The sequence below is a fragment of the Mesorhizobium sp. B264B1B genome (genome assembly GCF_020165765.1).
Taxonomy (GTDB): domain Bacteria; phylum Pseudomonadota; class Alphaproteobacteria; order Rhizobiales; family Rhizobiaceae; genus Mesorhizobium.
Window position 1 is genome coordinate 79,695 of sequence record NZ_JAIUIS010000016.1, and the last position, 25,614, is coordinate 105,308.

The following is a 25,614-nucleotide window of genomic DNA, read 5'->3' on the forward strand; positions in this document are numbered from 1 at the left end:
GCGATGATCCGAATCCTGCTCTTCCTCGCCGTCGTCTTCGCGCTGGGCCTAGGCTTTGCCTGGCTGGCGGACCGGCCGGGCGACATGGTCATCACCTTCAACGGCTACCAGTATCAGGTCAGCCTGATGGTGGCGGCGGTGGCGGTGGTCGCTGTCGTCGCGGCGGTGATGATCCTGTGGTGGCTGATCAAGTCGGTCTGGAACAGCCCCTACACCATTTCGCGCTATTTCCGGGTGCGGCGCCGCGACCGCGGCTATCAGGCGCTGTCGACCGGCATGATCGCCGCCGGCGCCGGCGACGGCGCGCTGGCCCGCAAGAAGACCAAGGAAGCGGCCAAGCTGATCCGCTCCGACCAGGAGCCATTGATCCATCTGCTCGAAGCCCAGGCTTCGCTGCTCGAAGGCGACCACGAAGGCGCGCGCCAGAAATTCGAGAGCATGCTCGACGATCCCGAAATGCGGCTGCTCGGCCTGCGCGGGCTTTATCTCGAAGCCGAGCGCCTGGGGGACCGCAATGCCGCCAGGCACTATGCCGGGCGCGCCGCCGGCATGGCGCCGCAACTGGCCTGGGCGGCCGAATCGACGCTTGAAGAGCTGACCGGGCGCGGCGACTGGGACGGCGCGCTGAAGCTGGTCGAGGCGCAGAAGGCGACCCGCCAGATCGAACGTGACGCCGCCAACCGCCGACGCGCCGTGCTGTTGACCGCCAAGGCGCAGTCACTCGCCGACAGCGATCCCGCAGCCGCCCGCACGGCGGCGATAGAGGCCAATCGGCTGCAGCCGGAGTTCGCGCCGGCCGCGGTCGCGGCTGCGACGCTGCTGTTTCGCCAGAACGACGTGCGCAAGGGCTCGAAGATCCTCGAGACAGCCTGGAGGGCCGAACCGCATCCGGAGATAGCGGAGCTCTATACCCATGCCAGGCCGGGTGACGCCGTGCTCGATCGCCTCAACCGGGCGAGGAAATTGCAGGAGATGAAGAAGAACCACGCCGAATCCTCGATGACGGTGGCGCGCGCCGCGCTCGATGCACAGGATTTTGCGACTGCCCGCCGCGAAGCCGAGGCGGCGATCCGGATGGACCGCCGCGAGGGCGCCTATCTGCTTTTGGCCGACATCGAAGAAGCCGAGACGGGCGACCAAGGCAAGGTGCGACAGCTCTTGTCCAAGGCGGTGCGGGCGCCGCGCGACCCGGCCTGGGTCGCCGACGGCGTCGTCTCGGAGCGCTGGGCGCCGGTATCGCCGGTCACCGGCCGGCTTGACGCCTTCGAGTGGCGCGCCCCGATGGAGCGTCTCGGCCAGCTGATCGACAGCCGTGACGATGCGCCGGACGCCCCGGCGGTGGCTATCGAGGCGCCGGACAGGCCGGCGCAGGAAGAGTCGGTCGAGGTGATCGATCACGCTGGCCCGGGCGGCGAGACGGCCGGCAAGCAGGCCGAGAACGATCAGGACCACGTCAGGCCGGTGACGGCGCAGGCTTTCGCCGCGGTGCCCGCCGATGCCGAGGCCGTCGAACCGGCGCAGGAACTGGCACGCCTGCCGGACGATCCCGGCGTCGATCCGGACGATGCGGCGGAAAAGTCGCCGCGCCGGTTCCGGTTGTTTTGAGTTGGCTGGGTGGCCCGGCCGTTTGGGAATGGATCGATGTTCGAACGCGTTTTGTCGTTTCTGAGGGATTTGCCGACCGGCACCGGCGCCCGCGCCAGCGCCGATGATCCGCGCGTGGCAGCCTCGGCGCTGCTCTACCACGTGATGAGCGCCGACGGCGTGCGCCAGGACGTCGAGTGGGAACGGTTCAAGGCAGTGCTGGCGCAGGCCTATTCGGTCAGCGGCAACGAGCTCGACGCGCTGGCCGCCGCCGGCGAGCGCGCCGACAACGAGGCGATCGACCTCTATGCCTTCACCAGCGTGCTGAAGCGCCACCTCGATGCCGAAGGCCGCAAGGCTTTCATCGGCCTGATGTGGGAGATCGTCTATGCCGATGGCGAGCTGCACGAGTTGGAAGACAACACGGTCTGGCGCGTTGCCGAGCTGATCGGCGTCGAACGCCAGGATCGCATCGAGGCGCGCCGCAAGGCGGCGGCCGCGGCGCCGGGGGCCCGTGGAACGTCGAGCGACGAATAGGATCCATCCGCCGATGCCGCCGATGCCGCCGATGCCGCCGCGTTCGAAGCCGAGAATCCTGATCGTGCTGCATCAGGAGAATTCGAGCCCCGGGCGCGTCGGCCACATGCTTCTCGAAGAGGGCTTCGATCTCGACATCCGCCGCCCGCCGCTTGGCGATGCCTTGCCAGAGACGCTCGACGGCCATGCCGGGGCCGTGGTGTTCGGCGGGCCGATGAGCGCCAATGACGAGGACGAGTTCGTCCGCCGCGAGACCGACTGGCTTGAGGTTCCGCTGCGTGAGAACCGACCGCTGCTGGGTATCTGCCTTGGTGCGCAGATGCTGGCCAACCATCTCGGCGGCAAGGTCGAGGGCCATGGCGAAGGTCTGGTCGAGATCGGCTGGTATCCGTTGAAGGCGACCGAAGCCGGCAGAAAGCTGATGCACTGGCCCGAAATGGTCTATCAGTTCCATCGCGAAGGTTTTTCGCTGCCGAGCGACGCGACCTTGCTGGCGACCGCCGAGACCTATCCCAACCAGGCTTTCCGCTACCGCGACAATGCCTGGGGCATCCAGTTCCACGGCGAATTGACCAGGCTGATGATGCAGCGCTGGGTGGTGCGCGGCGCGCACCGCTTCGAATTGCCGGGCGCCCAGCCCGGCCGCGACCATCTCGGCGGCAGGCTGATCTGGGACATGCACCTCAAGCGCTGGCTGGACGAGTTCCTGGTGCTGATTTTCGGCGGCCGACGGCGCGGTCGCGGCACAACCATCCCCTGATGGCGGGTCGTTTAACGCCTGCTAGTTCGAAAACGTCACGCTCACGCCGCGCTGACGAAAATAAGCCTGCATCAATTTGCGGCCCGAGCGGTTGTTCTGCGCCAGTTTGGTGGGATCGAACACCGCCTGCTTCATCCCCTCTCGTGCCAGCGCTGCCTTAAGCGTCGCGATATGGGCGTCGAGATCGGCATTATCGGCCCGCAGCGACACATAGATACTCTCGGTTGCCTCAGCCACGGTCGGTTCGCTCACAGTTATCGTCCTTTGATTGGTCGGGCGGCGGCTTAGCACAGATTCGCAGCCCGCCGATACCGGTGGACCTGAATTCGATCCCCGTCAGTTTCGTCCACTGAGGTGCCGCACCCTTCGGAGCGCCGGGAACAGATAGGCCCACAGGCCGGCAACGGCAATGGCGCCGACGCCGCCGATGACGACGGCAGGCACCGTGCCGATCAGCGCCGCCATGGTGCCGGCGCGGAATTCGCCGAGCTCGTTGGAGGCGCCGACGAAGACCTGATTGACGGCGTTGACGCGGCCGCGGACATGATCGGGGGTCCAGAGCTGGATCAACGTTTCCCTGATGTAGACGCTGAACATGTCGGTGGCGCCGAGGAAGGCCAATGCCAGGATCGACAGCCAGGTGAAGGTCGACAGGCCGAACAGCACCGTAAAGGCGCCGAACGCGGCCACGAAGCCGAGCATGATCAGGCCCGCGTGGTTGCGGATAGGATGACCAGCGAGCCAGATGGCGACACAGATGGCACCCACCCCTGGCGCCGAGCGCAGCAAACCAAGTCCCCAGGGACCGAGTTGCAATATGTCGCGGGCATAGATCGGTAGCAGCGCCGAGGCGCCGGACAGGAGCACGGCGAAGAGATCGAGCGAGATGGCGCCAAGCACGATCTTCTCGCCCCAGATGTAACCGAAGCCGGCGAACAGGGTCTGCATGGTCGGCTTGTCGGTCTCGCTGCGCTGTGCCGGCCTCGGTATGGTGAAGATCAGCAGCCCGGCGACGAGCATCAGCGCCGTGGCCGTGCCATAGGCCACCTCGGCCGATACGCCGTAGAGAAGGCCGCCGGCGACCGGCCCGACGATGGTCGCCGTCTGCCAGGCCGACGAGTTCCAGGCAATGGCGTTGGCGAAATCCCGGGGCGGCACCAGATTGGCGAACAGCGACGACGAGGCCGGTCCGAAGAAGGCGCGGGCGATGCCGAACATGGCGAGCACGATGAAGATTGGCAGCGGGCCACTGATGCCGCGCAGGGTCAGGATGAGCAGCGCGAGCGCGCAGATCGCCTCGAGTAGCACCGCCAGCGCCATGATCAGCCGGCGGCCGAAACGGTCGGCAACGACCCCGGTGACCAGCACCAGGAGTAGCGAAGGCAGGAACTGGACGATGCCGACAAGACCGAGATCGAGCGGGTCACGGGTCAGGTCGTACATCTGCCAGCCGACCGCGACGGAAACGATCATGGTGGCGAATGTGGTGAGGAAGCGCGCCGCCCAATAGCTCAGGAAGGAGCGATGGCGGAACGCGGCATAGCGCTGGTCCGGTGATATCTGTTCGGCGGTCATGGAACGAGGCCCCGTTAGAAGGATGGAGGCCGGCGGGGCACTTCCACGATGGACGCTGGTCCGGCCGGGGAACCCTTTAGCCCAGTTCGACGTATGACGCGCGCAAAAAACAGGTTCTGGATCAAGGATTTTCTGGCGTGTTCCATCGAACGCACACGAAACTCACCCGCCAAGACCCAGCGGGACAGGAAAGCCTATCGGGTGTCTCGAAGACCGCATGTCTCCCCCATCGTGCACGCGATAACCTTGAAAGCCGATCCGTGAGCAGCATTCTTTTGGCCTGCCCACTGGCCTGGCCGAAACCTACCAATACATTGGGGTTCTGGCGATAATGTCGAGCGTAACTTCACCCTTATATATCGTCGTCCCTTGTGAATTGGAATAATAGACCATTTTATGCTGGAATAGTCGAAAAGCGTAGGCGTAACCCGGCAATCTTTTTGCTGGAGCCTTTCTGTCAATTGTATTTAAATACTTGCTAAATCAAGCAGGGCGCTTACTGGATTATTAAGCATTCTCAAAACAGGACTCAAGATCTGGCAATTTTCCCTTGCTAGCCGGCGACATCGGCTACAACCTATGGCACATCAACCGCGCCGGCGGATCGTTGGCATGCTTGGGCGGATGGGCGCTAGGCATGGAGAGGGAAATGGACATTCGCCAAGGCGACTCCCGCTGGGAGCGCTCCCCTCGACTTGAGGAATTGCGACGGCCGGCCGCAAAGTCGTCGAATGCATGGGCCACAGCCCGGCAATCCAAGCTTCGATACGCAGGGCAACTATCAGGGGTGCAATGGCATCGGCTGCCAGGTCGATGCGCCTGACGATGACAATTCGTCCGATGACGACGATTCCGACTGACAGCCACACTCCGCAAAGGAAGAGGAAAACCACCCATGTCTGAATTCGGCGACTTGGTTCGACGGCACGCCAAAACCGTCATGATCGGGCTGGCGGGATTGATACCGACATCTGCTTTCGCGAACGATGCCTGCGACGGCGTCGAGGTCGAAGTGACGAAGGCGCGCAAACAGGAATATGCACCGCTCGTCGCTTCGGCGATGGACAATAAGTTCAAGCCCGCCCGCGCCAAGTTCATCACCATCTTGGAAAGCGGCAACTGGAGCGCCGCTTATGTCTCCACGCCTGTGAGCGATGACGGCGTGATGTTCTTCCAGACCGTCGACGGAAAGAAGCAGTTTCGTGACGTATGGGGCGGCTATGCCGATCCATCGGAAAAGCCTGGACTGGTATCCTGGGCGAAGAAGCTTGGAGCACCGGAAAAGCTGGCCAGGTGCTTCGCCGAAACCGTTACGGAATGACGATGCCGCTCACCTGCAAAGAGGACGAGACCAATGAAAACCGCAATTCTGACCACCGCCGTGGTTCTGGCCATGCCGGCTTTCGCTTTTGCCAAGGACAAGTGTGCCGACGCCAAGGATCAGGCCACCATGAACCAGTGCGCCGATGCTTCGTTCAGGAAATCCGACAAGAAGCTCAACGAACTTTACAAGCAGATCGAAACCCGCCTGAAGGACGACGCGGATACCAAGAAGCTTCTTGTCCAAGCGCAGCAGAATTGGATCAAGTTCCGCGACGCCGAGTGCAATTTCCAGATCGCGGGAGCGGCCGGAGGCAGCGTGGTCCCCATGCTCCTCTCGATGTGCATGGATGGCCTGACGCAATCCCGGGTCAAGGATTTCGAGGGTTACCTGAATTGCAAGGAAGGCGATCTGAGCTGTTCCGTTCCGGCAGCGAACTGAGGTTTCCTGCCAGTCTGCAGACGGGGTGGAAAATCATTCCCTCAGCGCGCCGGAGATGGCATCGAGCCCGCCCTGCAATTGCGCGCTCGCCATGGAAGAGCGTAAGATCGGGCAGCCTGCCAAGACGGACCGCCGGCAGGCCTCAATCAAACCATTGGCTCAGCGCCGGAATGCGCGCTCAGGCCGAGACCTTGGCTTTCCTGCCCCTGGCCGGCGCTTTCGGGGCGACGGCCTTGCGGCCGAGACCGATCGACTTAGCCAGTTCCGAACGCGAGGCCGCGTAATTGGGAGCGACCATCGGATAGTCCGACGGCAAGCCCCATTTGGCGCGGTAGGCGTCCGGCGTCAGGCCGAAATGCACGCCCAGATGACGCTTCAGCGATTTGAACTTCTTGCCGTCCTCCAGGCAGATGATGAAATCCGGCGTCACCGACTTCTTGGGATTGACCGCCGGCACGAGCGGCGCCGCCACGGGTACGGCCGGCTGGCCGAGCCCGCTGATCGAAGCGCTGACGCTGGCGATGAGGTCGGCCAGGCCGGAGGCGGGCAGGCGGTTCTTCTCGACGTAAGCCGACACGATATGGGCGGTCAGCTCGAGAAGGTCGATATCCTTGCGAGCGTCGTTGCTGTCGTCGGTCAATCTATTTTCCTCCGTCTATGGCGTATGGGGCCCGAAATCGGCACAGTTTCGGATGGGATGATGCGCAAAGTTAAAGTGCGGCGGCGTCTTTGCACGTCCCTCGCGGTTCGTCGCGATGTAGTGCGCCGGAATTCCTAGTCGGCAAATCTGCGCAATGCAACGACTTGGCCCCGCGTCACACATTATTTTGAATAACTATACTGAACTGTAATACTATCAGACGATCAGGGCCTTGTCTCGCCACAGACGAAATCCGCCTTCGAAGGCGCGTGTGTTGTCGCCGCGCCTGCTGTCGGCGGGCAAATCGCCGAGCTTGTCGACATTGCCGCCGCCGATGACGACATAATCGGGCTGCATGGCGGCGCGCAGCCGGTCGACGACGTCGAAAACGGATTTTCGCCATTTCTTCTTGCCGCGTTTTATCAGGCCGCGCTCACCGACATAGTCCTCGAAGCTCTTGCCCTTCTTATAGGGAAGATGGGCGAGTTCCATCGGTTGGGCGACGTTGTCGACGATCATCGCCGCACCCAGGCCGGTTCCCAACCCCAGGAACAGCATGCGACCGCCTTCATAGCTGCCGATGGCCTGCATCAGCGCGTCGTTGACCACCTTGACCGGTTTGCCGAACTGCGCGGCGAAGTCGAAGCCGGCCCAGCCCTTGCCGAGATTGGCGGGATCGAACAAGGGCCTGTTGTGATGCACCGGGCCGGGATAGCCCATCGAGACGACGTCGTAGGACAGTCCGTCGGCCAGCGCCTTCACCGCATCGATCATCTGCTGGGGCCTCAGGTCCGGCCCGGAATCGGCGCGGCGCTCAGCACCGCCTGAGCTGGTGAGGATCTTGACGTGCGAGCCGCCTATGTCGATCGACAGCACGATCGGATCGCCGCTCGCCGCTTTCGGCCTTGCCGTCCTGGCCATGCTGCCCTCTCCCAGCCTATTTCGATGGATTGATCCAGCCGTTCGGCGGCCCGAAGCCGTTCATGGCGGCTGCCGGCCCCCAGGTCTTCGGTTCATAAAGATGCGGCGGCGTGGTGTCGCCGAGGACCGGCCCGACGATGCGCCAGGCAAGTTCGCTGGCGTCCTGGCGGGTAAAAAGCTGGCCATTGCCGTTCATGGCATCGCCGATCAGCCGTTCATAGGGCGGCATATCGCCCTTGCTGTCGTCGAGCGCCGTCAGTTCGACCTGTTCGCCGACCATGTCGTCGCCCGCTGCCTTGCGCTGGGCGCCGATCGAGATCGCCACCTGCGGGTCGATGCGGAAGCGCACATAATTGGCGTCGTTCGGCTTGATCGGGTCGAAGACATCGAGCGGCGGCCGCTTCAGCCGCACGATCACCTCCGTGGCATGCACCGGCATGTTCTTGCCGGCGCGGATGAAGAACGGCACGTCGCGCCAGCGCCAGGTGTCGACGAAGAAGCGCACCGCCGCGAAAGTTTCGACCGGCGAGTTGGGCGCCACGCCGGGCTCGGCGAGATAGCCGTCGAATTGGCCACGCACGATATCGTCCTTGGTCAAGGTGCGGATCGCGCGCAGCACCTGCACCTTCTCGTCGATCAGGTCGTCGGCGGAACGGCCGACCGGCGGTTCCATCGCCAGCAGCAGGAGGATGTTGAGCAGATGGTTCTCGATCACGTCCCTGACGCAGCCGACCTCGTCATAGAACCGGCCGCGCCCATCGATGCCGAAATCCTCGGCCATGGTGATCTGCACGCTCTCGACGAAATTGCGGTTCCAGATCGGTTCCAGGAAGGAATTGGCGAAGCGGAAATAGAGCAGGTTCTGGATCGCCTCCTTGCCGAGATAGTGATCGATGCGGAAGATCGACTGTTCGTCGAACACCAGATGCAGCACCCGGTTCAGCCAGCGCGCCGATTGCAGGTCATGGCCGAAGGGCTTTTCCACCATCAGCCGCGCGCCGCGCGCCGTGCCCGATTGCTCCAGGCCCTGGACCACCGTCTCGAACATGGTCGGCGGCACCGCCATGTAGTGCAGCGGCCGCTGGGCGGTGCCCAGCGCGCTCTTCAGTTTCTCGAACGTGGCCGGATCGCGATAGTCGCCGCTGACATAGCGCAGTAGCGAAGCGAGCTTGGCGAACACCTTCTCGTCGATCTTGCCGAGCGTATTGACGATGCCGTCGCGCGCGCGGTCCTGCAATTTCCTCAAATCCCAGGCGTCGAAGGCGACGCCGATCACCGGTTCGGTAAGCGTCCCCTTGGCGACCATGGCATAGAGGGAAGGAAATATCTTCTTATGGGCAAGGTCGCCGGTCGCCCCGAAGAGCACCAGCGTATCGGACCGTTCCGGGCTCATGAGCGCGTCTCCCCTGCCGCCGTCACTTGCCGGCCTTCGGTTTTTCGACATGGCCGCCGAATGCATAGCGCATGGCCGACAAGAGCTTGTCGGCGAATTCGGATTCGCCTTGCGAGGAGAAGCGGTCGAACAGGGCCGAGGACAGCACCGGCGCCGGCACGCCGGTGTCGATGGCCGCTTTCAGGGTCCAGCGGCCTTCGCCGGAATCGGACACCCGGCCGCCAAACTGGGTCAGGCCGGGATCGCTCTTCAACGCGCCGGCGGTGAGATCAAGCAGCCACGAGCCGATGACGCTGCCATGTCGCCAGACCTCGGCCACTTCGGCAAGGTCGATGTCAAACTGGTAGTATTCGGGGTTCTGCAACGGGCTGGTCTCGGCATCGGCCTCGCGCTTGACCTTGCCGGCATTGCCGGCCTTGAGAATATTCATGCCTTCGGCATAGGCGGCCATGACGCCGTACTCGATGCCGTTATGGACCATCTTGACGAAGTGGCCGGCGCCGCTCGGGCCACAATGCAGATAGCCGAAGGGCGCCGTGCCGGCCGTCTTGTCGGGAGCGGGCGCACCGGCATCCGCGCCGGGCGCCAGCGTGGCGAAGACCGAATCGAGATGCCGGACCGCGTCATCGGGCCCGCCGATCATCAGGCAGTAGCCGCGATCCAGGCCCCAGACGCCGCCGCTGGTGCCGACATCGACATAGTTGAGGCCCTTGGCGGCGAGCTTGGCGGCCCGGTCGACGTCGTCGTGATAGTAGGAATTGCCGCCGTCGATGATGATGTCGCCGGGTTCCATCAGCGCCGCCACCTGATCGACGATCTTGCCGGTGATGGCCGCAGGCAGCATCAGCCACACGCAGCGCGGCTTGGCGAGCTTGCCGACGAATTCCGCCATCGATGCAGCCCCCGAGGCGCCGTCGCCGACCAGGGCCGCGACGCTTGCCGGGTTGATGTCGTAGACGACGCATTCGTGGCCGTCACGCATCAGGCGCCGGACCATGTTGGCGCCCATTCGGCCCAGTCCCATCATTCCGATCTGCATGGTCTCATCCTTGTGTCTTGAAGAGGATCTGCCGGGAAGGATCTACAGTCTGTCCTGTTCACCAATGATGACGGAGAAGTCGACATTCTCCCAATCGCCGCTGCCGGGCCAGAAAAAAGTGAAGATCAGCGTGCTCCCCTCGGGCAGGCCGGCGACCGGCAGATCAGCAACATGGACGCCGAAGGCATTCTCGCTGGTCGCGCTGTCATGCACGGTCGCCCAATTGTCGACGCTCCAATGAACGGTTGCCTTCGCCAAAAGCTCGACGCGCATTGTCTTGCCGGCCGGCATGGAACGGATCTTGTTGTTGAAGCGCCATGTCCGGAACGGCGAGACGGTCCTATTGTCGATATAGCGTTCGACGCCTTGCGGCGGCATGTCGAACACCGCGCCGTCGCGCAGCGAGCGCAGCAGCTTGATATGTTCGGAATGCGCCCAGACCAGCGGCATGGCGCTGCCCGAGGGCTTGCCATGCAGCAGTTCGCGCTCGGGGAGGTCGGCGCCGTCCCAGATCTGCTCCGGCAACAGGCCGCCCGGTCCGGACGAGCCCTCCATCGCCGCCAGCAGCGAGGTCGCCTTGTCCTTGCGTCCGGCCGCCAGCTCGTAATGGGCCCGTTCGCCGGCGAGCAACGGCCAGGGGCGGCCCTGGCCGGTGCCGTCGAATGGCGCGCCGTCCTCGTGCTCGCCATAGCCGTCGCCGGTGTAGCGATACCAGAGCGGCCCCTGCGGCAGTTGCCGGCGCAGCTGCGCGTCGATGACCTTGACCGTGTCGACGATGCGCGGATCGTCGGCTGCCCTGAGGCCAAAGCGCACCAGGGCAAATGCGTCCGGGCTGACGATTTCCTGCGCCGGCCGGTCGGCATCGCCAGGCGGGCGGTTTTTGATCGGCACATAGCCGTCCTTCGGCGAACCGGCCTCGGCGCTGTCGGGCGGTGCGATGCGGACATAGTAACCCGCGACGCCGGTCGCCTCGCAGTTTGCCGTGCCGGTGACATAGGTCCAGCGCTCGACCTGGTCGTTCCAGCCGTCGGCGGTCTCGCGCAGATAGCTTGCTGCGTCCTGCTTGCCGCAGGCCTCCAGCATATCCGCGGCGGCAAGCAGCGCCGCGATCTCAACGGCGAGCGTGAACGGGCTGTAACCGGAATCCTCCTCCCAACGGTCCTCGCCGGTGACGGGTCCATTGCGCACGACATAGGCTGCGGCGCGCTCGATCATTGGCAGGAAGGCCAAAAGCCTGGCGCGCGGCAAATGGCCCTGGCGCCGCAGCGCATCCGCCAGCAGCAGCGGAAAGGCGCATTCGTCCATCTGGATGCCCGGCCAATAAGCTGTCCCATCGAGCCAGGCGTTCTGCGGCCAGTGGCCATCCGGCTGCTGGATGGAGCAGAGATAGTCGAGGGTTTGCAGGGCCGAAGCGGCATCGCCGGCGGCGAGAAAGCCGCCCGCCGTCTCGACCAGATCGCGCGGCCAGACCAGATGGTAGCCGCCGAGATCGTCGTCGCCCTTGTCGAAGCCCCATGGGATAGACAGGCTGGCGACCGCCGCGCCCGGCATGAGCGATGACCGGTGCGTCGCCAGGACGGCGGTGGAGATCCTGTAGCTGTTCACTCCGGACGCGCCACGGCGGTCCAGCCGCAGCAGGCCAGCCTGCCATTCGCGCCATTGTTCGGCGTAGGAAGTCGCCGCCGCCGCGAAACCCTGCCTGAGGCTGGCGAAGGCATTTCGAGCGGCCTCTTCGGACGTCGCCCCGAAGCCCAGCGCCAGTACCGTTTTGGTGCTGTTGGCGGAAAACCCGATTTCGCCGGTCAGCGCTACATTGCCGTCCTCGGCTTGCTGAAAGGCTGGATCGAGCCTACCGGTGTTGCGCAGTTGCTGCCAGCCGTCGGAGACGCCGACATATCCGGCCGAGCCGTTCCGCCAGGGCAGCGATGAGGCCAGCGCAAGGCAAGTGCCGCGGCCCGAGGCGAACAGCACAGGCTCTCCCTCATGGTCGCCGACCCAGGCGGTGTTGCCCATGCCGGCATTGACCAGATGCGGCGCCAGCAAGGCGTGGACGCGGTAGTCGCCCGGCGCGCCCTTGAGCGGCGTGAAGGTGATCTCCTGCAGCAAGGTGGGTCGTGCAGGGTCGGCCAGGATACGCTTCTCGATCCGGTAGGCGCCGTCATCAGCGGTGTTGACCAGCCTGTAGGCTGGCACGCCTTCTTCGAACGGTTCGATGCCATGCGCGGCATCACGTTTTTCTTCCGAGAAATATCCGTTCGGGCCGGTGACAATCAGGCCGAGGTCGCGGGTGCAGGCACTGTCGACACCGGGATAGTAGATCTCGTTCAGGATGCCATGGCTGAGCGTGAACCAGACGCGGCTCGACGGCGAAAGCGCCGCGCCGACGCCGCTTTTGGCGCTTGACGTCCAGCGCGCCGGAATTCCCGGAGCCCCCGGGGGAACGATCGGCGTCACTGCCATACGTCTGCGGCCTCCTGCCCGCATGCCTAGCCCATCCACCGAAGCCTTTTCAATCGTCGCACCGCAATGTGATCAGCGGCATCTTATGGATTGCAGTTGACAGCTCGCCGGCCTTCTGCACTTTTGTCTGACAATAGATAAAAAACAGGTACGCAAGCGCGATAGTCACCAGCAGCCATCAAGACCAGCAACTCGGGAGGAGTATGACATGAAGAAACTGTTCGTCCTGGGCACCCTTGCAGCGGTGCTCGCAGCCGGTACGGCGTTTGCCGACACCAGCGGCAAGAAGATCGCTTTCTCCAATAATTACGCCGGCAATTCGTGGCGGCAGGCGATGCTCGACAGCTACAACGCCGTCACCAAGAAGGCGGTGGCCGACAAGGTGGTCGGGGCCGCCGATGTCTTCACGACGGCCGACAAGGAAGTGCCGACCCAGGCAGCCCAGGTGCAAAACCTGATTCTACAGGGCTATGACGCCATCGTCATCAACGCCGCCTCGCCCGACGCGCTGAACGGTGCCATCAAGCAGGCCTGCGACGCCGGCATCGTGGTCGTTTCCTTCGACGGCATCGTCACCGAACCCTGCGCCTACCGCGTCGTCGTCGACTATAAGGACATGGGCAAGCAGGAAGTCGAGCATATGGCCAAGTTCCAGCCCAAGGGCGGCAACCTGCTCGAGATCCGTGGCCTCGCCGGCACCTCGATCGACGACGCCATCCATGCCGGCATCCTCGAAGGCGTGGCCGCCCATCCCGAGTTCAAGATCGTCGGCTCGGTGACCGGCGACTGGGACCAGACGACGGCGCAGAAGGCGGTGGCGACCATCCTGCCCTCGCTGCCCGAAATCGTCGGCATCGTCGACCAGGGCGGTGACGGCTATGGCGCCGCGCAAGCCTTCGCCGCCGCCGGCAAGCCGCGCCCGACCATCATCATGGGCAACCGCCAGGACGAGCTGAAATGGTGGAAGGAACAGAAGGAAAAGGACGGCTACCAGACCTGGTCGGCCTCGATCGCGCCCGGTGTCTCGACGCTCGCCTTCTGGGTGGCGCAGCAAGTGCTCGATGGCCGCAAGGACATTCCGCACGACCTGCTGGTGCCGTATCTCGCCTTCACTCAGGACGATTTCGAGGCCGCTCTGCCGAAGATCAAGGAGGGCGGTGTCGCCACGCACGAATACACACAGGAAGATGCCATCGCGGCCATCAAAGCCAATATCAAGTGAATGTCGCACACGCGTTGCCGTGCACATCGCCGACCGGATATCGTTGAGCATGCCTGAAGGGAACGCGGACATCATCAGACTGAGCGGCGCCGAAAAACACTTCGGCGCCGTTCGCGCGCTTGGCGGCGTCGACTTCACTGTCGGGCCCGGCGAGTGCGTCGGCCTCGTCGGCCACAACGGCGCCGGCAAATCGACGCTCATGCACATGGTGGCGGGCACGCTGACACCCGACAGCGGAACGATCGGCGTGCATGGTGAGGCCGAGGAGAACTACTCGGTGTCGCGGGCACAGCAGCTCGGCATACGCTGCGTGTTCCAGGAATTGTCGCTGTGCCCCAATCTCAGCGTCGCCGAGAACACGCGCATCAACCACGCCTCGCTCACCGGCTTCGGCTGGCGGCGCAAGGCGGCCGAGCTGATCACGGCCAAGCTGGACGAAATCTTTCCCGACCATGGCATTTCGGCGGCCGACATCGCCGGTGACCTTTCAATCGGACGGCGACAGATGGTGGAGGTGGCGCGCGCGTTCACGCTGACCCGCGAGCCGCTCCACCTGGTCATCCTCGACGAGCCGACGTCCTCGCTCGACGCGCACACGGCGGGGCAGTTGCTTGCCTTCGTGCGCCGCTTCGTCGCGTCGGGTGGGAGCTGCATTCTCATCTCCCACGTGCTGGGCGAAGTGCTGCAGAACGCCGATCGCATCGTCGTGATGCGCGACGGCAAGGTTGTCGGCGCCGACGCGGCGAACGCTTTCGACCGCGATAGGCTGGTCGCCACCATGGGCGGCGCCGAAGGACATCGGAGGACCGCCACCGAAATCCGGAAAGCCGAGGCCGGCCCGTTGCGCGTGCGCGCCCGGCCGGCGCGGCAGCAGGACGGCAAGGAGCTGGTGGCCCGCGCCGGCGAGATCATCGGACTTGCCGGCCTGGCCGGCCATGGCCAGACCGACCTGCTGCTGGCGATCTTCGCCGCGGCATCGCGCGCCAAGGCCGGCGTCGAGGTCACCGCACCGGTGGCGCTTGTGGCCGGCGACCGCCAGGCGGACGGCATCTTTCCGCAGTGGTCGATCGCTGAAAATATCGGCATCCGCTCGCTGGCTCGGCTGCGCAACGGGCTGCTGATCTCGCCGCGGCGAGAGGCCGAACTGGCCGGGTTCTGGCAAAAGAAGATCGGCATCCGCACGCCGGATATGAACAACAACATCTTTTCGCTGTCGGGCGGCAACCAGCAGAAGGCTTTGTTCGCCCGGGCTCTCGGCTCCGACGCCGGGATCGTGCTGATGGACGACCCGATGCGCGGCGTCGACATCGGCACCAAGCTCGAGGTTTACGATCTCGTGCGCGAGGAGGCCGGCAAGGGCCGCACCTTCCTCTGGTACACCACAGAAACGGAAGAACTCGACAATTGCGACCATGTCTATGTCTTCAAGAACGGCCGCATCGTCGCCAATCTGACGCGCGACGAGCTGACGGAAGAAAAGATCATCCAGTCCTCCTTCGGCGACGCGGCCTGAGATGACGGCCGTCTCTGTTCAAAACGGTTCGAAGACCTTTGGGAGCGGGGCGGCACGCGCCCGCCTACTGCGTGGGCTGCTGCCGGCGCTGTCGCTGGTGCTGGTGCTGCTCGCCATCGCCTGGCTCAATCCGCGCGCCATCAGCTATTTCGGCTTCGGCCTGATGCTCAACCTGGCGATCCCGATCGCGCTGGCGACGATCGCGCAGATGTTCGTCATATCGGGCAACGAGCTCGACCTGTCGATCGGCACCTTTGTCGGTTTCGTCGGTTGCGTCACCGCGACGTGGTTGAAGGACGCACCGCTCATCGGCGTCCTCGTCCTGCTCGGATCGATCGGTGTCTATGCGCTGCTCGGCGCGCTGATCCATCTGCGCAATTTGCCATCGATCGTGGTGACGCTGGGCATGAGTTTCGTCTGGCAGGGGCTGGCCATCCTGGTGCTGCCCAAGCCCGGCGGCAAGGCGCCGGACTGGCTGCTGGCGATCATGGCGTTCAAGCCGCCCTTTGTGCCCTTCCCGATCATCGCGGCGCTGCTGATTGGCCTCATCGTCCATTTCGGCCTGATGCGCACCTCCTATGGCGTGATTCTGCGCGGCTCGGGCGGCAACCCGGCTGCGCTCAAACGCGCCGGCTGGTCGCTGCTCAAGACCAAGGTCGTGTTGTTCGCGCTGACGGGTCTGTTCGGCGTGCTGTCCGGCATGGCGCTGATCGGCATCACCACTTCGGCCGATGCCAATATCGGCAATGGCTACACGCTGCTTTCGATCGCCGGCGTCATCCTCGGCGGCGGCGAATTCGTCGGCGGCCGTGTGTCGCCGATCGGCGCGGTGATCGGCGCGCTGACCTTGGCGCTGGCGGCATCGCCGCTGCTTACCTTCATGCACATCCCACCCGACTGGCAGGTGGCGGCCAACGGCGCCATCCTGATCATCGTGCTGGCGGCGCGGGTGCTGATCAGCCGCAAGGAGAGGTGAGCAATGATATTGCTGAGGTCGCTGACCGCCAAGCCCTGGACCTGGTCGTTCGTCGGCGCGCTTGTGGTGTGGCTGGCGACCATCGCTTTCACCGGCGGCTATGGCGCCGGCGGCATGGTCACCGCCGCGCTGTCGCTGGCCGTGTTCACCGTCATCGTCGGCGTCGGCCAGATGTTCGTCATCACGCTTGGGCCGGGCAATGTCGACCTGTCGCTGCCGGCCAATATCGGGCTCGCCAGCGCGGTGGCCATGAAGGTGATGGGCGGCAGCGATGCCATGATCGTGGTCGGGCTGCTGGCCGCGCTTGCCTGTGGTGCCGCGATCGGCGCCGTCAACTATCTGCTGATCTGGGCGCTGCGAATACCGCCGATCATCGCCACTTTGTCGGCGAGCTTCATCATCCAGTCGGTCGACATCAGCTACGGGCGCGGATTGCAGATCAAGCCGCCGCCTGGCTTTGCCGATTTCGCCAACCGGCAGGTTCTTGGCATTCCGGTGCTGGCGGTTCTCACCGTTCTGTTTACCATCGGTGCGGCCATCGCCTTGCAGCGCATGATCTATGGCCGCTCGGTGCTGGCGATAGGCCAGAACATCCGCGCCGCCTGGCTCGCCGGCGTCAATGTCGGCCGCGTCCGTTTCCTTACCTACACGCTGTCGGGCGCGCTCGGCGGCATCGACGGCGCGCTGCTCGCCGGTTATTTCCGCGGCGCCAATGTCGATATCGGCAACGAGTATTTGCTGGCTTCGATCGCCGTGGTGGTCATCGGCGGCACGTCGGTGGCTGGCGGCAAGGCCAATGTCCCCGGCGTTTGGGGCGCAGCACTGTTCCTGGTGCTGCTTTTGACCATGCTCAACACATTCGGCGTCAGCGCCGGTGTGCGCCTGCTCTTGACCGGGCTGATCATCGTCGGCGTGATCACGGCGGCCGGCGGGGAGAAGGCGGTGCGGTGATATTCGCCTCACTTCAACCGCAACTCGCCAGCGTGCCGCCCTACAGCCTGTCCTGACAAGTCTTGTGCCAGTGCGACACGCGGTTCCCATTCGCGGCGCGGCCTAGTAAACCCTCCCGATCGCAGCCGGTCTCGGGAGGTTCAGCTTGTCCAATTTTGTCAGCGTCGCCAGGGACAGCGACGTCGCCATCGTCACCATCGACAACCCGCCGGTCAACGCGCTGAGCTTTCATGTCCGCGAACCACTGATGCACGCGCTGGCTGCCTTGCGTGACGACGCATCGGTCGGAGCCATCGTCGTCGCGTGCGCGGGCCGGACCTTCGTCGCCGGCGCCGACATCACCGAATTCGGCAAGCCGGTGCAACAGCCCGAGCTGCGTGCCATCATTGGGACGCTGGAAACCATCGCCAAACCTACGGTCGCCGCCATCCACGGCACCGCGCTGGGCGGCGGGCTGGAGCTGGCGCTCGGCTGTCACTTCCGCGTTGCCGATGCCGACGCCAGGCTCGGCCTGCCCGAGGTGAAGCTTGGACTGCTGCCGGGCGGCGGCGGCACGGTGCGGCTGCCGCGCCTCGTCGGCGCGATCAAAGCGCTCAGGATGATCGTTTCCGGTGCGCTGGTCGGTGCTGATGAGGCGCATGAAGCCGGACTGGTCGATGCTGTGTTCGAGAGTAACGTGATCACGCATGCCGTGAACTTCGCCAGGGAGATCGCCCGCAAGGGCGGGCCGTTCACGCCGGTGCGCGATCGCGATGACGAGATCAAGAAAACCGAGCTGGCCGCTTTCGATGCCGAGGCGGCGGATCTCGCCAGGAAAGCGCGCGGCCTCGACGCACCGATCGCTTGCGCGCAAGCGGTGCGCAATACCGTCACGATGTCGTTCGAGGAAGCTCTGGCTGCCGAACGCGCGCTGTTCATGAAGCTGGTCGCCGACGATCAGTCGCGGGCGCAGCGGCATCTGTTCTTCGCCGAGCGTGAAGCGGCAAAGGTCCCGGGCAAGGATCTTGTCCGGCGCAGGATCGCCCGCGTCGGCGTCGTCGGCGCCGGCACGATGGGCGGCGGCATCGCCATGGCCTTCGTCAATGGCGGTTTTCCAGTCACGTTATTGGAGACCAGCCAGGAAGTCTTGCAGCGCGGGCTCGGCATGATCGACAAGAACTATGCCGTCTCGGTCTCGCGTGGCTCCTTGACCGAAGACGCCAAGCGCCAACGCCTCGCTCAATTCAAGGGCTCCACCGACTATTCCGACCTCGCCGATTGCGACCTGATCATCGAGGCGGTGTTCGAGGACATGGCGGTCAAGAAAGAGGTGTTCGGCAAGCTCGATGCCATGGCCAAGCCGGGAGCGATACTCGCCACCAACACCTCCTATCTCGACATCGACGAAATCGCCGCCTCGATCTCGCGCCCGCAAGACGTGCTCGGCCTGCACTTCTTCTCGCCGGCCAACGTCATGAAGCTGTTGGAAATCGTGCGCGCCGACAAGACCGCGCCCGACGCGCTGGCAACCGTAGTCGACTTGGCGCGGCGGATCGGCAAGGTGGCGGTCGTCGTCGGCGTCTGCCACGGCTTCGTCGGCAACCGCATGCTGGCCGCGCGCGGCTCCGAATCGGAAGCCTTGCTGCTGGAAGGCGCGACGCCCAGCCAGATCGACAAGGCCTTCACCGATTTCGGCTGGCCGATGGGGCCGTTCCAGATGGGCGATCTCGCCGGCCTCGACATTGGCTGGCGCAACCGCAAGGCGCGAGGCCAGACGGCCGTGATCGCCGACATGTTGTGCGAACAGGGGCGTTTCGGTCAGAAAACCGGCCGTGGATTCTATCTTTACGAGAACGGGTCACGTATGCCGGTCCGGGACCCGCAGGTCGAGGCGCTGATCCGCGGTAAGGCAGCCGAGAAGGGCATCGCGCCGCGCGAAATCAGCGCGGAAGAAATCATCGAGCGCACCCACTACCCACTAATCAATGAAGGAGCGAAAATCCTCGAAGAAGGGATAGCCGCCCGCGCCTCCGACATCGATGTCATCTGGGTCAACGGCTATGGCTTTCCCATCGGCAAGGGCGGGCCGATGTTCTGGGCCGGCCTCGAAGGCGCGACCGGGATCGTCCAGCGGCTCGAATATTGGCATCAGCGGACGGGCAAGGATGTTTTCAAGCCGGTGCGGCTGCTGAAACGGATGGCCGAGACCGGCTCCTGGGAAGCTGGTGCAAGACCCTGATCGAAAGGTGGTCGAAGTGGGTCGGACTATCTTATCCGCGCGTCGATGATTTCGACAAAGCGGGCAAAAAGGCCGGCCTGCGACTTGATCTTGAGCTTGCGATAGATGTTGCGGCGATGGACCTTCACCGTCCCCGGCACGATGCGCATGGCCCGGGCGATTGATTCGGTGGAATGCCCTTGCAGCACTAGATCGACGACATGCTTTTCGCGCGGCGTCAGGGACAGGCTCTTCCAGATATGGGCGCGATCGAACTCGTTGACCGCCGCCAATGCATCGTCTTGCCTGGCCTCGGCCGGCTCGTCGGCGGGAAGGGCGGGCCAGCGCAATCGGGCGAAGGCGACCACCGCCGGCGCCATGTCGCGCAGCAGTCTGGCGTCGGCGGTCCCGAACGGACCTGAAGCGCGCAGCCGCATCAGCGACAGCACCAGCGCATCCTTGCCCGGCAGCGGAACGAAGAAGCCGACCTCCTCGGCCAGCCTGGTCTGGCTGTAGTAGGAGCGAAAATATTCGCTGGCGTAGAAGCGGTCGGGCGCCAGCTCGCGCATGCGCCAGAACCCTTCCTTGCGCTCGACCGCCGCATGGTGGAACGGATCCAGCAGGTATGGGCCTTCCTGGTAAAGCGCAACGAAGACATGGCTCTCGGCCGACGAGAAGGTCTCGAACAGCAGCGGCGGGCGTGCAGCGCCGCGATAGCCGAAGACCACGCAGTGGTCGAAGCCGACATGCTGCCGCAGCCAAGCGACCATCGCCTTGCCGAAGACGTCGCCGCTCGTCTCCCGCGTCGCCGCGACCAGCGCGGCGAGCTGGCTGTAGTCGTCGCTGCGGGACATCCAATACCCCCTTAAACAAGAAAATAGGTCAGATATACCACCTGCGAGGTATATACTAGCTGCCATTGGCTCTGGTAGCGTCCCGAAATCGCATCGTCCTGTCGCTGGAGCCCGCAGCCTTGACCGCAGTGCCCGACATCGAGTTTCGCGGCGTCACCAAGCGCTATGGCGCGGTGACCGCGGTCAGCGGCATCGATCTGGCCGTGCCGCCCTCCGCCTTCGTCGCCCTGCTCGGACCATCCGGCTGCGGCAAGACGACCTGCCTGCGCATGATCGGCGGCTTCGAACAGCCGAGCGAGGGCAAGGTGCTCATCCGCGGCCAGGACATGGCCGACACGCCGCCCTACAGGCGGCCTGTCAACATGGTGTTCCAGCAATATGCACTGTTCCCGCATTTGGACGTGAACGACAATGTCGCCTACGGGTTGCGCCAGGCACGACCGCGGCTGTCGTCGCGCGAGATCGGCCTGCGGGCAGGCAAAGCGCTGGAAATGGTGCGGCTCGCCGGTTATGGCGGCCGCAAGGTCCACGAACTGTCCGGCGGCCAGCAGCAGCGTGTCGCTCTCGCCCGCGCGCTGGTCAACAAACCGGCGGTGCTGCTGCTCGACGAGCCGCTGGCGGCGCTCGACAAGAAGCTGCGCACCGACATGCAGATCGAATTGCAGAACCTGCAACGCGAGATCGGCATCACCTTCGTGCTGGTCACCCACGACCAGGAGGAAGCGCTGTCGATGAGCGATTTCGTCTGCGTCATGAATGGCGGCCGCATCGTTCAGCTTGGGCAGCCGAGCGAGATTTATGACGAACCGGCCGACCTGTTCGTCGCCGATTTCGTCGGCAAGACCAATCTCTTGAGCGGCGCCGTCGCAGGGCATTCGGGCGATCTGGTGGATGTGAAGCTGGCCGATGGCACCGTCATCGCGGCGCGCAAGCGGGTGGATTTGCGGCAGGGCGAAACCGTTTCGGTCAGCCTGCGTCCTGAATCGCTCAGTCTCGGTGGCCCGACTAGCGGCCCGCTCAAGGGCATCGTCCGCAACCGGATCTTTCTGGGCTCCACGGCGGAATACGCAGTCGAGGTCCAGGGCATCGGAACGCTGCTGGCCAAGGCCGACCACATGATCGGCCAGGGCAATCTCTTCAAGCCGGGTGAACCCGTCGCCATCGGCTTTGCCGCCGGAACGCCGTTGGCGTTCGCGGATCCAAAGAACAACGGGACCAACCAGAGGGTAGAAAAACATGTCGAAATCATATCGTGACGGACTGCCGATAAGCCCCGAGAATTTCGTCGACCAGCTAATGCGCCTCAAGCGCGGCTCGATCGGCCGCCGCGACTTCCTTGGCCTCACCGGCCTCGGCATCGCGACGGCGGTGATGGCGCGCGAGATCGGCATCATGCCGACGCCGGCCTTTGCCGCCGAGAACCTCGGCGACCGCATGTCGATTGCCACCTGGCCCAACTATCACGACCCGCAGACCTTCGAGAATTTCAAGAAGGACACAGGCGTGGCCGTCGAGGTCAACGTGTTCGGCTCGAATGAGGAGATGCTGGCCAAATTGCAGGCCGGGGCGTCGGGCTGGAGCCTGTTCGTGCCGACCAATTACACCATCTCGACCTACAAGAAGCTCGGCATCATCGAGCCGTTGGACATGGCCAAGCTGCCGAATTTCGACAGCACGCAGGAAGACCCGCGCTTCACCTCGGAAGGCACGATCGACGGCACGATCTACGCCGTGCCGAAGAATTGGGGCACGACAGGATTTGCCGTCAACACCAAGAAGCTGACCAAGCCGCTGACGAGCTGGAAGGAATTCTGGGACACCGCCATGACCGAGGGCGACGGCCGCACTATGGTGCACGACTATCAGCTGACCACCATCGGCAATGCGCTGAAATATTACGGCTACTCCTTCAACTCGCTGAAGCAGGACGAACTCGCCAAGGCCGAGGAATTGCTGCTCAAGGTCAAGCCGCATCTGTTCGCGGTGTCTTCCGACTACCAGCCGGGCATGCGCGCGGGCGATGCCTGGATGACGATGTGCTGGACCAATGACGGTGCGCAGCTCCATCGCGACATTCCGGAGATCGCCTATGTGCTGGGCAAGGAAGGCGGCGAGATCTGGACCGACTTCTACGCCATCCCGAAGGACGCGCCGAACAAGCCGGCCGGCTACGCCCTGCTCAACTATCTGATGAACCCGCAGGTCGCGGTCAAGGAACACCTCGCCAACGGCGCGCCCTCGACCGACGCGCGCGTCAACAAGCTGCTGCCCAAGGAAGTGCTGGACAATCCGATCCTCTATCCGGCGGCCGACCTGTTGACGCCGCTGGAATTCGGCGCTGCTGCAACGCTGACCGATCCGGGCCGCGCCGAGCTGATGGCGCGCTTCAAGTCGGCTTGAGCCAGGCGGGCAACAAATCCCATTCGAGACAACTTGACCGGCGGGCCCAGACCCGCCGGCACCGGGGCAATCCTTCGATGCGCGGCATTCGCAAAAATCTGCTGACGGCCATGCTGCTCGGGCCGGCGGCCGCCTGGCTCGTCGTGTTCCTGGTGCTGCCGTTCATGGCCATCGCCGTCTTCAGCGTCGGCGAGCGGGCGCCGGAGGGCGGCTATCAGGCGGCCTTCACCCTGGCGCAATATGCCAATCTTCCGGCGCGGGCGACCGCGTTCTGGAACACGATGGTGCTGGCTCCGGTGGGCGCGCTCGCCTGTCTGCTCGTGGCCTATCCCGTCGCCTATTACCTCGCCCTGCGGGCGCCGCAGCGCTGGCGGTTGATCCTGCTCGCGCTGGTCGTCATACCGTTCTGGACCAGCCTTTTGATGCGTACCTATGCCTGGATGTACATTTTGGGTGGACGCGGCATCCCGGCGCTGCTCGCGCTTGCCGGCATCGAGGACGTCAGGCTGATCAACACGCCGGGCGCCGTCCTGCTCGGCATCGTCTATGGCTATCTGCCGCTGATGATCCTGCCGATCTATGTCAGCCTCGAGCAGCTCGATCGCCGCCTGCTGGAGGCCTCCGCCGATCTCGGCGCGACGCCGCTCTCCACTTTCTTGGGCGTGACCTTGAAACTGTCGCTGCCCGGCGTGATGACCGGCTTCTCGCTGGTGATGATCCTGCTGCTCGGCGAATACCTGATTCCGACGCTGCTTGGCGGCGGCAAGGTGTTCTTCATCGGCAATGCGCTGGTCGACCTGTTCCTGCAGTCGCGCAACTGGCCGTTCGGATCGGCCATCGCGATCACGCTGGTGCTGGTTTCGGTTGTAGTGCTGATTGCCGCCAACCGCATCTCGACCCGCGTCTCGGGCGCCCGCCGGGTGGATCTGATCTGATGCGCGTCTTCGTCGTAGCCGTCTTCGCCTTCCTCTATCTGCCGATCGCGTTGGTCGTGCTGTTCTCCTTCAACGCCGGCCATCATGCCAGCGAGTTCACCGGTTTTTCGGTGCAATGGTACGGCAAGGCGCTGGCGAACCCATTCCTGGTCGAGGCGCTGAAGAACAGCCTGTTCATCGCCACCACCAGCGCCTTGCTGGCGGCGGTGTTCGGCACCGCGGCCGCGCTCGGCCTGGCACGCGTCGGGGTGCGGACCCGCGCCGTCTTCGACGCCTTGCTTGGAGCCGCAATCGTCGTTCCCGGCGTCGTCATCGGCATTTCGACACTGGTCGCACTCGTCCAGCTGTTCGCCGTCGTCAATCCGTTCCTCGCCTCGATCTGGCCGGACGATCAGCCGCCGCGCCTGTCGCTCGGCTATGGTTCGATCATCGCCGCGCACGGCCTGTTTTCGATGGCGCTGGTGACGATGATCGTCGGCACGCGGCTGGGCAGCCTTGATCGCAACTTGGTCGAGGCATCCAGCGATCTCTACGCCACGCCGCTGACGACGTTCCGTTCCATCGTCCTGCCGCAGATCTTGCCGGCGGTGGTCGCCGGCTTCCTGCTCGCCTTCACCTTCTCCTTCGACGATTTCATCGTCGCCTTCTTCGTCGCCGGCGCGCAGACGACGCTGCCGATCTATGTCTTTGCGTCGATCCGGCGCGGGGTGACGCCGGAGATCAATGCCATCGCGACGATCGTGCTCGTCGCCTCCGTCCTGCTCGTGGTGCTTGCCCAATGGCAGCTGCGCCAGCGCAAGCCGTCAAACTAAAGGTCGCATCATGATCCTCGAAGACCGCATCGCCGTGGTGACAGGCGCCGGTTCCGGCATCGGGCGCGCCGGCGCCATGATCATGGCCAGGGAAGGCGCGGTGGTCGTCATCGCGGACAGGGATCGGACCAGCGGCGAGGCGACGGCTTCGGATATACGCGCCGCGGGCGGCCGGGCGGAGGCGGTCGCCACCGACGTCTCGGACGACAATGCGGTCGAGCAGCTCCTTGCCGGTACGCTCGACCGGCATGGGCGCATCGACATCCTGCACAATCATGCAGGTATCCAGGTCGGCGGCACGCTGACCGAGGTCGAGACCGGCGGCATGGACGCTTCCTGGCGGGTCAATGTGCGGGCGCAGTTCCTGGCGGCAAGGATCGTCATGCCATCGATGGTCGCGCAGGGCGGCGGCGTCATCCTTAATACGGCTTCGAATTCAGGCGTGTTCTACGACCGCGAGATGATCGCCTATGCGACCTCGAAACATGCCGTGGTGGCGATGACCAGGCAGATGTCGCTCGACTATGCCCGCCACAATGTGCGCGTCAACGCGCTCTGCCCCGGCTGGGTCGACACGCCGTTCAATGGACCGTTCATCGCCCAGATGGGCGGACGCGAGGCAATCGAAGCCTATGTCCGCACCAAGATCCCGATGGGGCGCTGGGCCAGCGCCGAGGAGATCGCCGAGGCGATCCTCTTCCTCGTGTCCGATCGGTCATCCTTCATGACCGGCCAGGCGCTGGTGATCGACGGTGGCGAAAGCATCGGCTGAACCAGCCGTCTTGGCCTTCGGCCGATTGGTGAAAAGCGCCGTCGCCTGCGCGTTTCGGCGCTGGGTCCGCGTCACCGGCCGGCAGCGCCGAAATCAACTCTGACCGACAGTTCGGACCATGGTCCGACCGGCATGGGACCTCAGTACCACAGCCGTTCAAAAACGTCGATTTCTGTTGGATATCAAGCATTTGCCGTACCGACAGATTCCCTGCTCTCTTATTGAGACAGTCTTTGTCTAAAGTTTACTGCGCATAATTAGCGGCTTCTCATACGAACTTACCATAGCAGCGGGCACAGGGCGGCGTTTCC

Annotated in this window: 23 protein-coding genes; 15 read left to right on the forward strand and 8 right to left on the reverse strand. The window is 64.3% G+C overall.

What is annotated here, in order from left to right:
* The first annotated feature begins 3 nt into the window (after positions 1-3).
* The 3 genes from LB547_RS26535 to LB547_RS26545 are packed head-to-tail and all read left to right on the forward strand — an operon-like array spanning position 4 to position 2,881.
* Entirely contained in the window at positions 4-1,605 is a 1,602-nt protein-coding gene (locus LB547_RS26535; RefSeq protein ID WP_140759174.1) for a heme biosynthesis protein HemY, read from the forward strand.
* Between the two features lie 36 nt (positions 1,606-1,641).
* Positions 1,642-2,121: a TerB family tellurite resistance protein gene (locus LB547_RS26540; protein WP_140492633.1), complete on the forward strand. Its 480-nt coding sequence runs from the start codon at positions 1,642-1,644 to the stop codon at positions 2,119-2,121.
* Positions 2,122-2,143: 22 nt separating this feature from the next.
* Positions 2,144-2,881: a glutamine amidotransferase gene (locus LB547_RS26545; protein ID WP_224655818.1), complete on the forward strand. Its 738-nt coding sequence runs from the start codon at positions 2,144-2,146 to the stop codon at positions 2,879-2,881.
* Between the two features lie 21 nt (positions 2,882-2,902).
* On the opposite strand, the gene LB547_RS26550 is transcribed toward LB547_RS26545, so the two are convergent.
* Complete coding sequence (locus LB547_RS26550; RefSeq protein ID WP_140492627.1) at positions 2,903-3,133, reverse strand: hypothetical protein; 231 nt, start codon at positions 3,131-3,133, stop codon at positions 2,903-2,905.
* A gap of 84 nt (positions 3,134-3,217) precedes the next feature.
* Positions 3,218-4,456 carry an MFS transporter gene (locus tag LB547_RS26555; protein WP_140513962.1) on the reverse strand — a complete coding sequence of 413 codons (1,239 nt, stop codon included), beginning with the start codon at positions 4,454-4,456 and terminating at the stop codon, positions 3,218-3,220.
* A gap of 895 nt (positions 4,457-5,351) precedes the next feature.
* Between LB547_RS26555 and LB547_RS26560 the strand changes: the two genes are divergently transcribed.
* On the forward strand, positions 5,352-5,777 hold the full coding sequence (locus LB547_RS26560; RefSeq protein WP_140492621.1) for a hypothetical protein: 426 nt from the start codon (positions 5,352-5,354) through the stop codon (positions 5,775-5,777).
* A 33-nt stretch (positions 5,778-5,810) separates the two neighbouring features.
* On the forward strand, positions 5,811-6,218 hold the full coding sequence (locus LB547_RS26565) for a lysozyme inhibitor LprI family protein (protein WP_140492618.1): 408 nt from the start codon (positions 5,811-5,813) through the stop codon (positions 6,216-6,218).
* Positions 6,219-6,396: 178 nt separating this feature from the next.
* On the opposite strand, the gene LB547_RS26570 is transcribed toward LB547_RS26565, so the two are convergent.
* The 5 genes from LB547_RS26570 to LB547_RS26590 form a co-directional block, all read right to left on the reverse strand.
* A complete protein-coding gene (locus LB547_RS26570) occupies positions 6,397-6,858 on the reverse strand; it encodes a MucR family transcriptional regulator (protein ID WP_140492615.1) in 462 nt (153 codons plus the stop codon).
* A 216-nt stretch (positions 6,859-7,074) separates the two neighbouring features.
* The gene (locus tag LB547_RS26575) at positions 7,075-7,779 is read right to left on the reverse strand and encodes an ROK family protein (RefSeq protein ID WP_140554825.1); all 705 of its coding nucleotides are present in this window, start codon (positions 7,777-7,779) and stop codon (positions 7,075-7,077) included.
* 16 nt (positions 7,780-7,795) lie between these two features.
* The gene (gene zwf / locus LB547_RS26580) at positions 7,796-9,172 is read right to left on the reverse strand and encodes a glucose-6-phosphate dehydrogenase (protein WP_140513965.1); all 1,377 of its coding nucleotides are present in this window, start codon (positions 9,170-9,172) and stop codon (positions 7,796-7,798) included.
* A gap of 22 nt (positions 9,173-9,194) precedes the next feature.
* Positions 9,195-10,211: a phosphogluconate dehydrogenase (NAD(+)-dependent, decarboxylating) gene (gnd, locus tag LB547_RS26585; protein WP_140492606.1), complete on the reverse strand. Its 1,017-nt coding sequence runs from the start codon at positions 10,209-10,211 to the stop codon at positions 9,195-9,197.
* Positions 10,212-10,253: 42 nt separating this feature from the next.
* A complete protein-coding gene (locus LB547_RS26590; protein ID WP_140759172.1) occupies positions 10,254-12,671 on the reverse strand; it encodes a glucan 1,4-alpha-glucosidase in 2,418 nt (805 codons plus the stop codon).
* A gap of 208 nt (positions 12,672-12,879) precedes the next feature.
* On the opposite strand from LB547_RS26590, the gene LB547_RS26595 reads away from it, so the two are divergent.
* The 5 genes from LB547_RS26595 to LB547_RS26615 all read left to right on the forward strand — a co-directional run bounded on the left by LB547_RS26595 (position 12,880) and on the right by LB547_RS26615 (position 19,551).
* Positions 12,880-13,893, forward strand: coding sequence for an ABC transporter substrate-binding protein (locus LB547_RS26595; protein WP_140492600.1), 1,014 nt, complete (start codon positions 12,880-12,882; stop codon positions 13,891-13,893).
* A gap of 49 nt (positions 13,894-13,942) precedes the next feature.
* On the forward strand, positions 13,943-15,406 hold the full coding sequence (locus LB547_RS26600; RefSeq protein ID WP_140559251.1) for a sugar ABC transporter ATP-binding protein: 1,464 nt from the start codon (positions 13,943-13,945) through the stop codon (positions 15,404-15,406).
* A gap of 1 nt (position 15,407) precedes the next feature.
* Positions 15,408-16,382 (forward strand): ABC transporter permease, encoded by a 975-nt coding sequence (locus LB547_RS26605; protein ID WP_140559250.1) that lies wholly within the window; start codon positions 15,408-15,410, stop codon positions 16,380-16,382.
* Positions 16,383-16,385: 3 nt separating this feature from the next.
* On the forward strand, positions 16,386-17,333 hold the full coding sequence (locus LB547_RS26610; protein ID WP_140662720.1) for an ABC transporter permease: 948 nt from the start codon (positions 16,386-16,388) through the stop codon (positions 17,331-17,333).
* Positions 17,334-17,478: 145 nt separating this feature from the next.
* Positions 17,479-19,551 carry a 3-hydroxyacyl-CoA dehydrogenase NAD-binding domain-containing protein gene (locus tag LB547_RS26615; RefSeq protein ID WP_140759170.1) on the forward strand — a complete coding sequence of 691 codons (2,073 nt, stop codon included), beginning with the start codon at positions 17,479-17,481 and terminating at the stop codon, positions 19,549-19,551.
* A 26-nt stretch (positions 19,552-19,577) separates the two neighbouring features.
* Here the strand turns inward: LB547_RS26615 and LB547_RS26620 are convergent, their stop codons facing one another.
* On the reverse strand, positions 19,578-20,384 hold the full coding sequence (locus tag LB547_RS26620) for a response regulator transcription factor (RefSeq protein ID WP_140524652.1): 807 nt from the start codon (positions 20,382-20,384) through the stop codon (positions 19,578-19,580).
* 119 nt (positions 20,385-20,503) lie between these two features.
* Between LB547_RS26620 and LB547_RS26625 the strand changes: the two genes are divergently transcribed.
* The 5 genes from LB547_RS26625 to LB547_RS26645 all read left to right on the forward strand — a co-directional run bounded on the left by LB547_RS26625 (position 20,504) and on the right by LB547_RS26645 (position 25,303).
* Positions 20,504-21,640 carry an ABC transporter ATP-binding protein gene (locus LB547_RS26625; protein ID WP_140513973.1) on the forward strand — a complete coding sequence of 379 codons (1,137 nt, stop codon included), beginning with the start codon at positions 20,504-20,506 and terminating at the stop codon, positions 21,638-21,640.
* Positions 21,621-22,784, forward strand: a complete 1,164-nt coding sequence (locus LB547_RS26630; RefSeq protein ID WP_140654959.1) for an ABC transporter substrate-binding protein — start codon at positions 21,621-21,623, stop codon at positions 22,782-22,784. The genes LB547_RS26625 and LB547_RS26630 overlap by 20 nt, the downstream gene beginning before the upstream one ends.
* Positions 22,785-22,861: 77 nt before the next feature.
* Complete coding sequence (locus LB547_RS26635) at positions 22,862-23,719, forward strand: ABC transporter permease (protein ID WP_140654962.1); 858 nt, start codon at positions 22,862-22,864, stop codon at positions 23,717-23,719.
* Positions 23,719-24,531, forward strand: a complete 813-nt coding sequence (locus LB547_RS26640) for an ABC transporter permease (protein WP_140654964.1) — start codon at positions 23,719-23,721, stop codon at positions 24,529-24,531. The genes LB547_RS26635 and LB547_RS26640 overlap by 1 nt, the downstream gene beginning before the upstream one ends.
* A gap of 10 nt (positions 24,532-24,541) precedes the next feature.
* Complete coding sequence (locus LB547_RS26645) at positions 24,542-25,303, forward strand: SDR family NAD(P)-dependent oxidoreductase (RefSeq protein WP_140492572.1); 762 nt, start codon at positions 24,542-24,544, stop codon at positions 25,301-25,303.
* Positions 25,304-25,614 lie beyond the last annotated feature (311 nt).

What these genes read in the sequence shown, in the direction of transcription:
- LB547_RS26635 (WP_140654962.1), top strand. Translation starts at nt 22,862, where the DNA reads ATGCGCGGCATTCGCAAAAATCTGCTGACGGCCATGCTGCTCGGGCCG.
- zwf (WP_140513965.1), bottom strand. Translation starts at nt 9,172, where the DNA reads ATGAGCCCGGAACGGTCCGATACGCTGGTGCTCTTCGGGGCGACCGGC.
- LB547_RS26630 (WP_140654959.1), top strand. Translation starts at nt 21,621, where the DNA reads ATGTCGAAATCATATCGTGACGGACTGCCGATAAGCCCCGAGAATTTC.
- LB547_RS26540 (WP_140492633.1), top strand. Translation starts at nt 1,642, where the DNA reads ATGTTCGAACGCGTTTTGTCGTTTCTGAGGGATTTGCCGACCGGCACC.
- LB547_RS26575 (WP_140554825.1), bottom strand. Translation starts at nt 7,779, where the DNA reads ATGGCCAGGACGGCAAGGCCGAAAGCGGCGAGCGGCGATCCGATCGTG.
- LB547_RS26640 (WP_140654964.1), top strand. Translation starts at nt 23,719, where the DNA reads ATGCGCGTCTTCGTCGTAGCCGTCTTCGCCTTCCTCTATCTGCCGATC.
- LB547_RS26620 (WP_140524652.1), bottom strand. Translation starts at nt 20,384, where the DNA reads ATGTCCCGCAGCGACGACTACAGCCAGCTCGCCGCGCTGGTCGCGGCG.
- LB547_RS26560 (WP_140492621.1), top strand. Translation starts at nt 5,352, where the DNA reads ATGTCTGAATTCGGCGACTTGGTTCGACGGCACGCCAAAACCGTCATG.
- gnd (WP_140492606.1), bottom strand. Translation starts at nt 10,211, where the DNA reads ATGCAGATCGGAATGATGGGACTGGGCCGAATGGGCGCCAACATGGTC.
- LB547_RS26595 (WP_140492600.1), top strand. Translation starts at nt 12,880, where the DNA reads ATGAAGAAACTGTTCGTCCTGGGCACCCTTGCAGCGGTGCTCGCAGCC.
- LB547_RS26645 (WP_140492572.1), top strand. Translation starts at nt 24,542, where the DNA reads ATGATCCTCGAAGACCGCATCGCCGTGGTGACAGGCGCCGGTTCCGGC.
- LB547_RS26610 (WP_140662720.1), top strand. Translation starts at nt 16,386, where the DNA reads ATGATATTGCTGAGGTCGCTGACCGCCAAGCCCTGGACCTGGTCGTTC.
- LB547_RS26535 (WP_140759174.1), top strand. Translation starts at nt 4, where the DNA reads ATGATCCGAATCCTGCTCTTCCTCGCCGTCGTCTTCGCGCTGGGCCTA.
- LB547_RS26590 (WP_140759172.1), bottom strand. Translation starts at nt 12,671, where the DNA reads ATGGCAGTGACGCCGATCGTTCCCCCGGGGGCTCCGGGAATTCCGGCG.
- LB547_RS26605 (WP_140559250.1), top strand. Translation starts at nt 15,408, where the DNA reads ATGACGGCCGTCTCTGTTCAAAACGGTTCGAAGACCTTTGGGAGCGGG.
- LB547_RS26565 (WP_140492618.1), top strand. Translation starts at nt 5,811, where the DNA reads ATGAAAACCGCAATTCTGACCACCGCCGTGGTTCTGGCCATGCCGGCT.
- LB547_RS26545 (WP_224655818.1), top strand. Translation starts at nt 2,144, where the DNA reads ATGCCGCCGATGCCGCCGCGTTCGAAGCCGAGAATCCTGATCGTGCTG.
- LB547_RS26555 (WP_140513962.1), bottom strand. Translation starts at nt 4,456, where the DNA reads ATGACCGCCGAACAGATATCACCGGACCAGCGCTATGCCGCGTTCCGC.
- LB547_RS26600 (WP_140559251.1), top strand. Translation starts at nt 13,943, where the DNA reads ATGCCTGAAGGGAACGCGGACATCATCAGACTGAGCGGCGCCGAAAAA.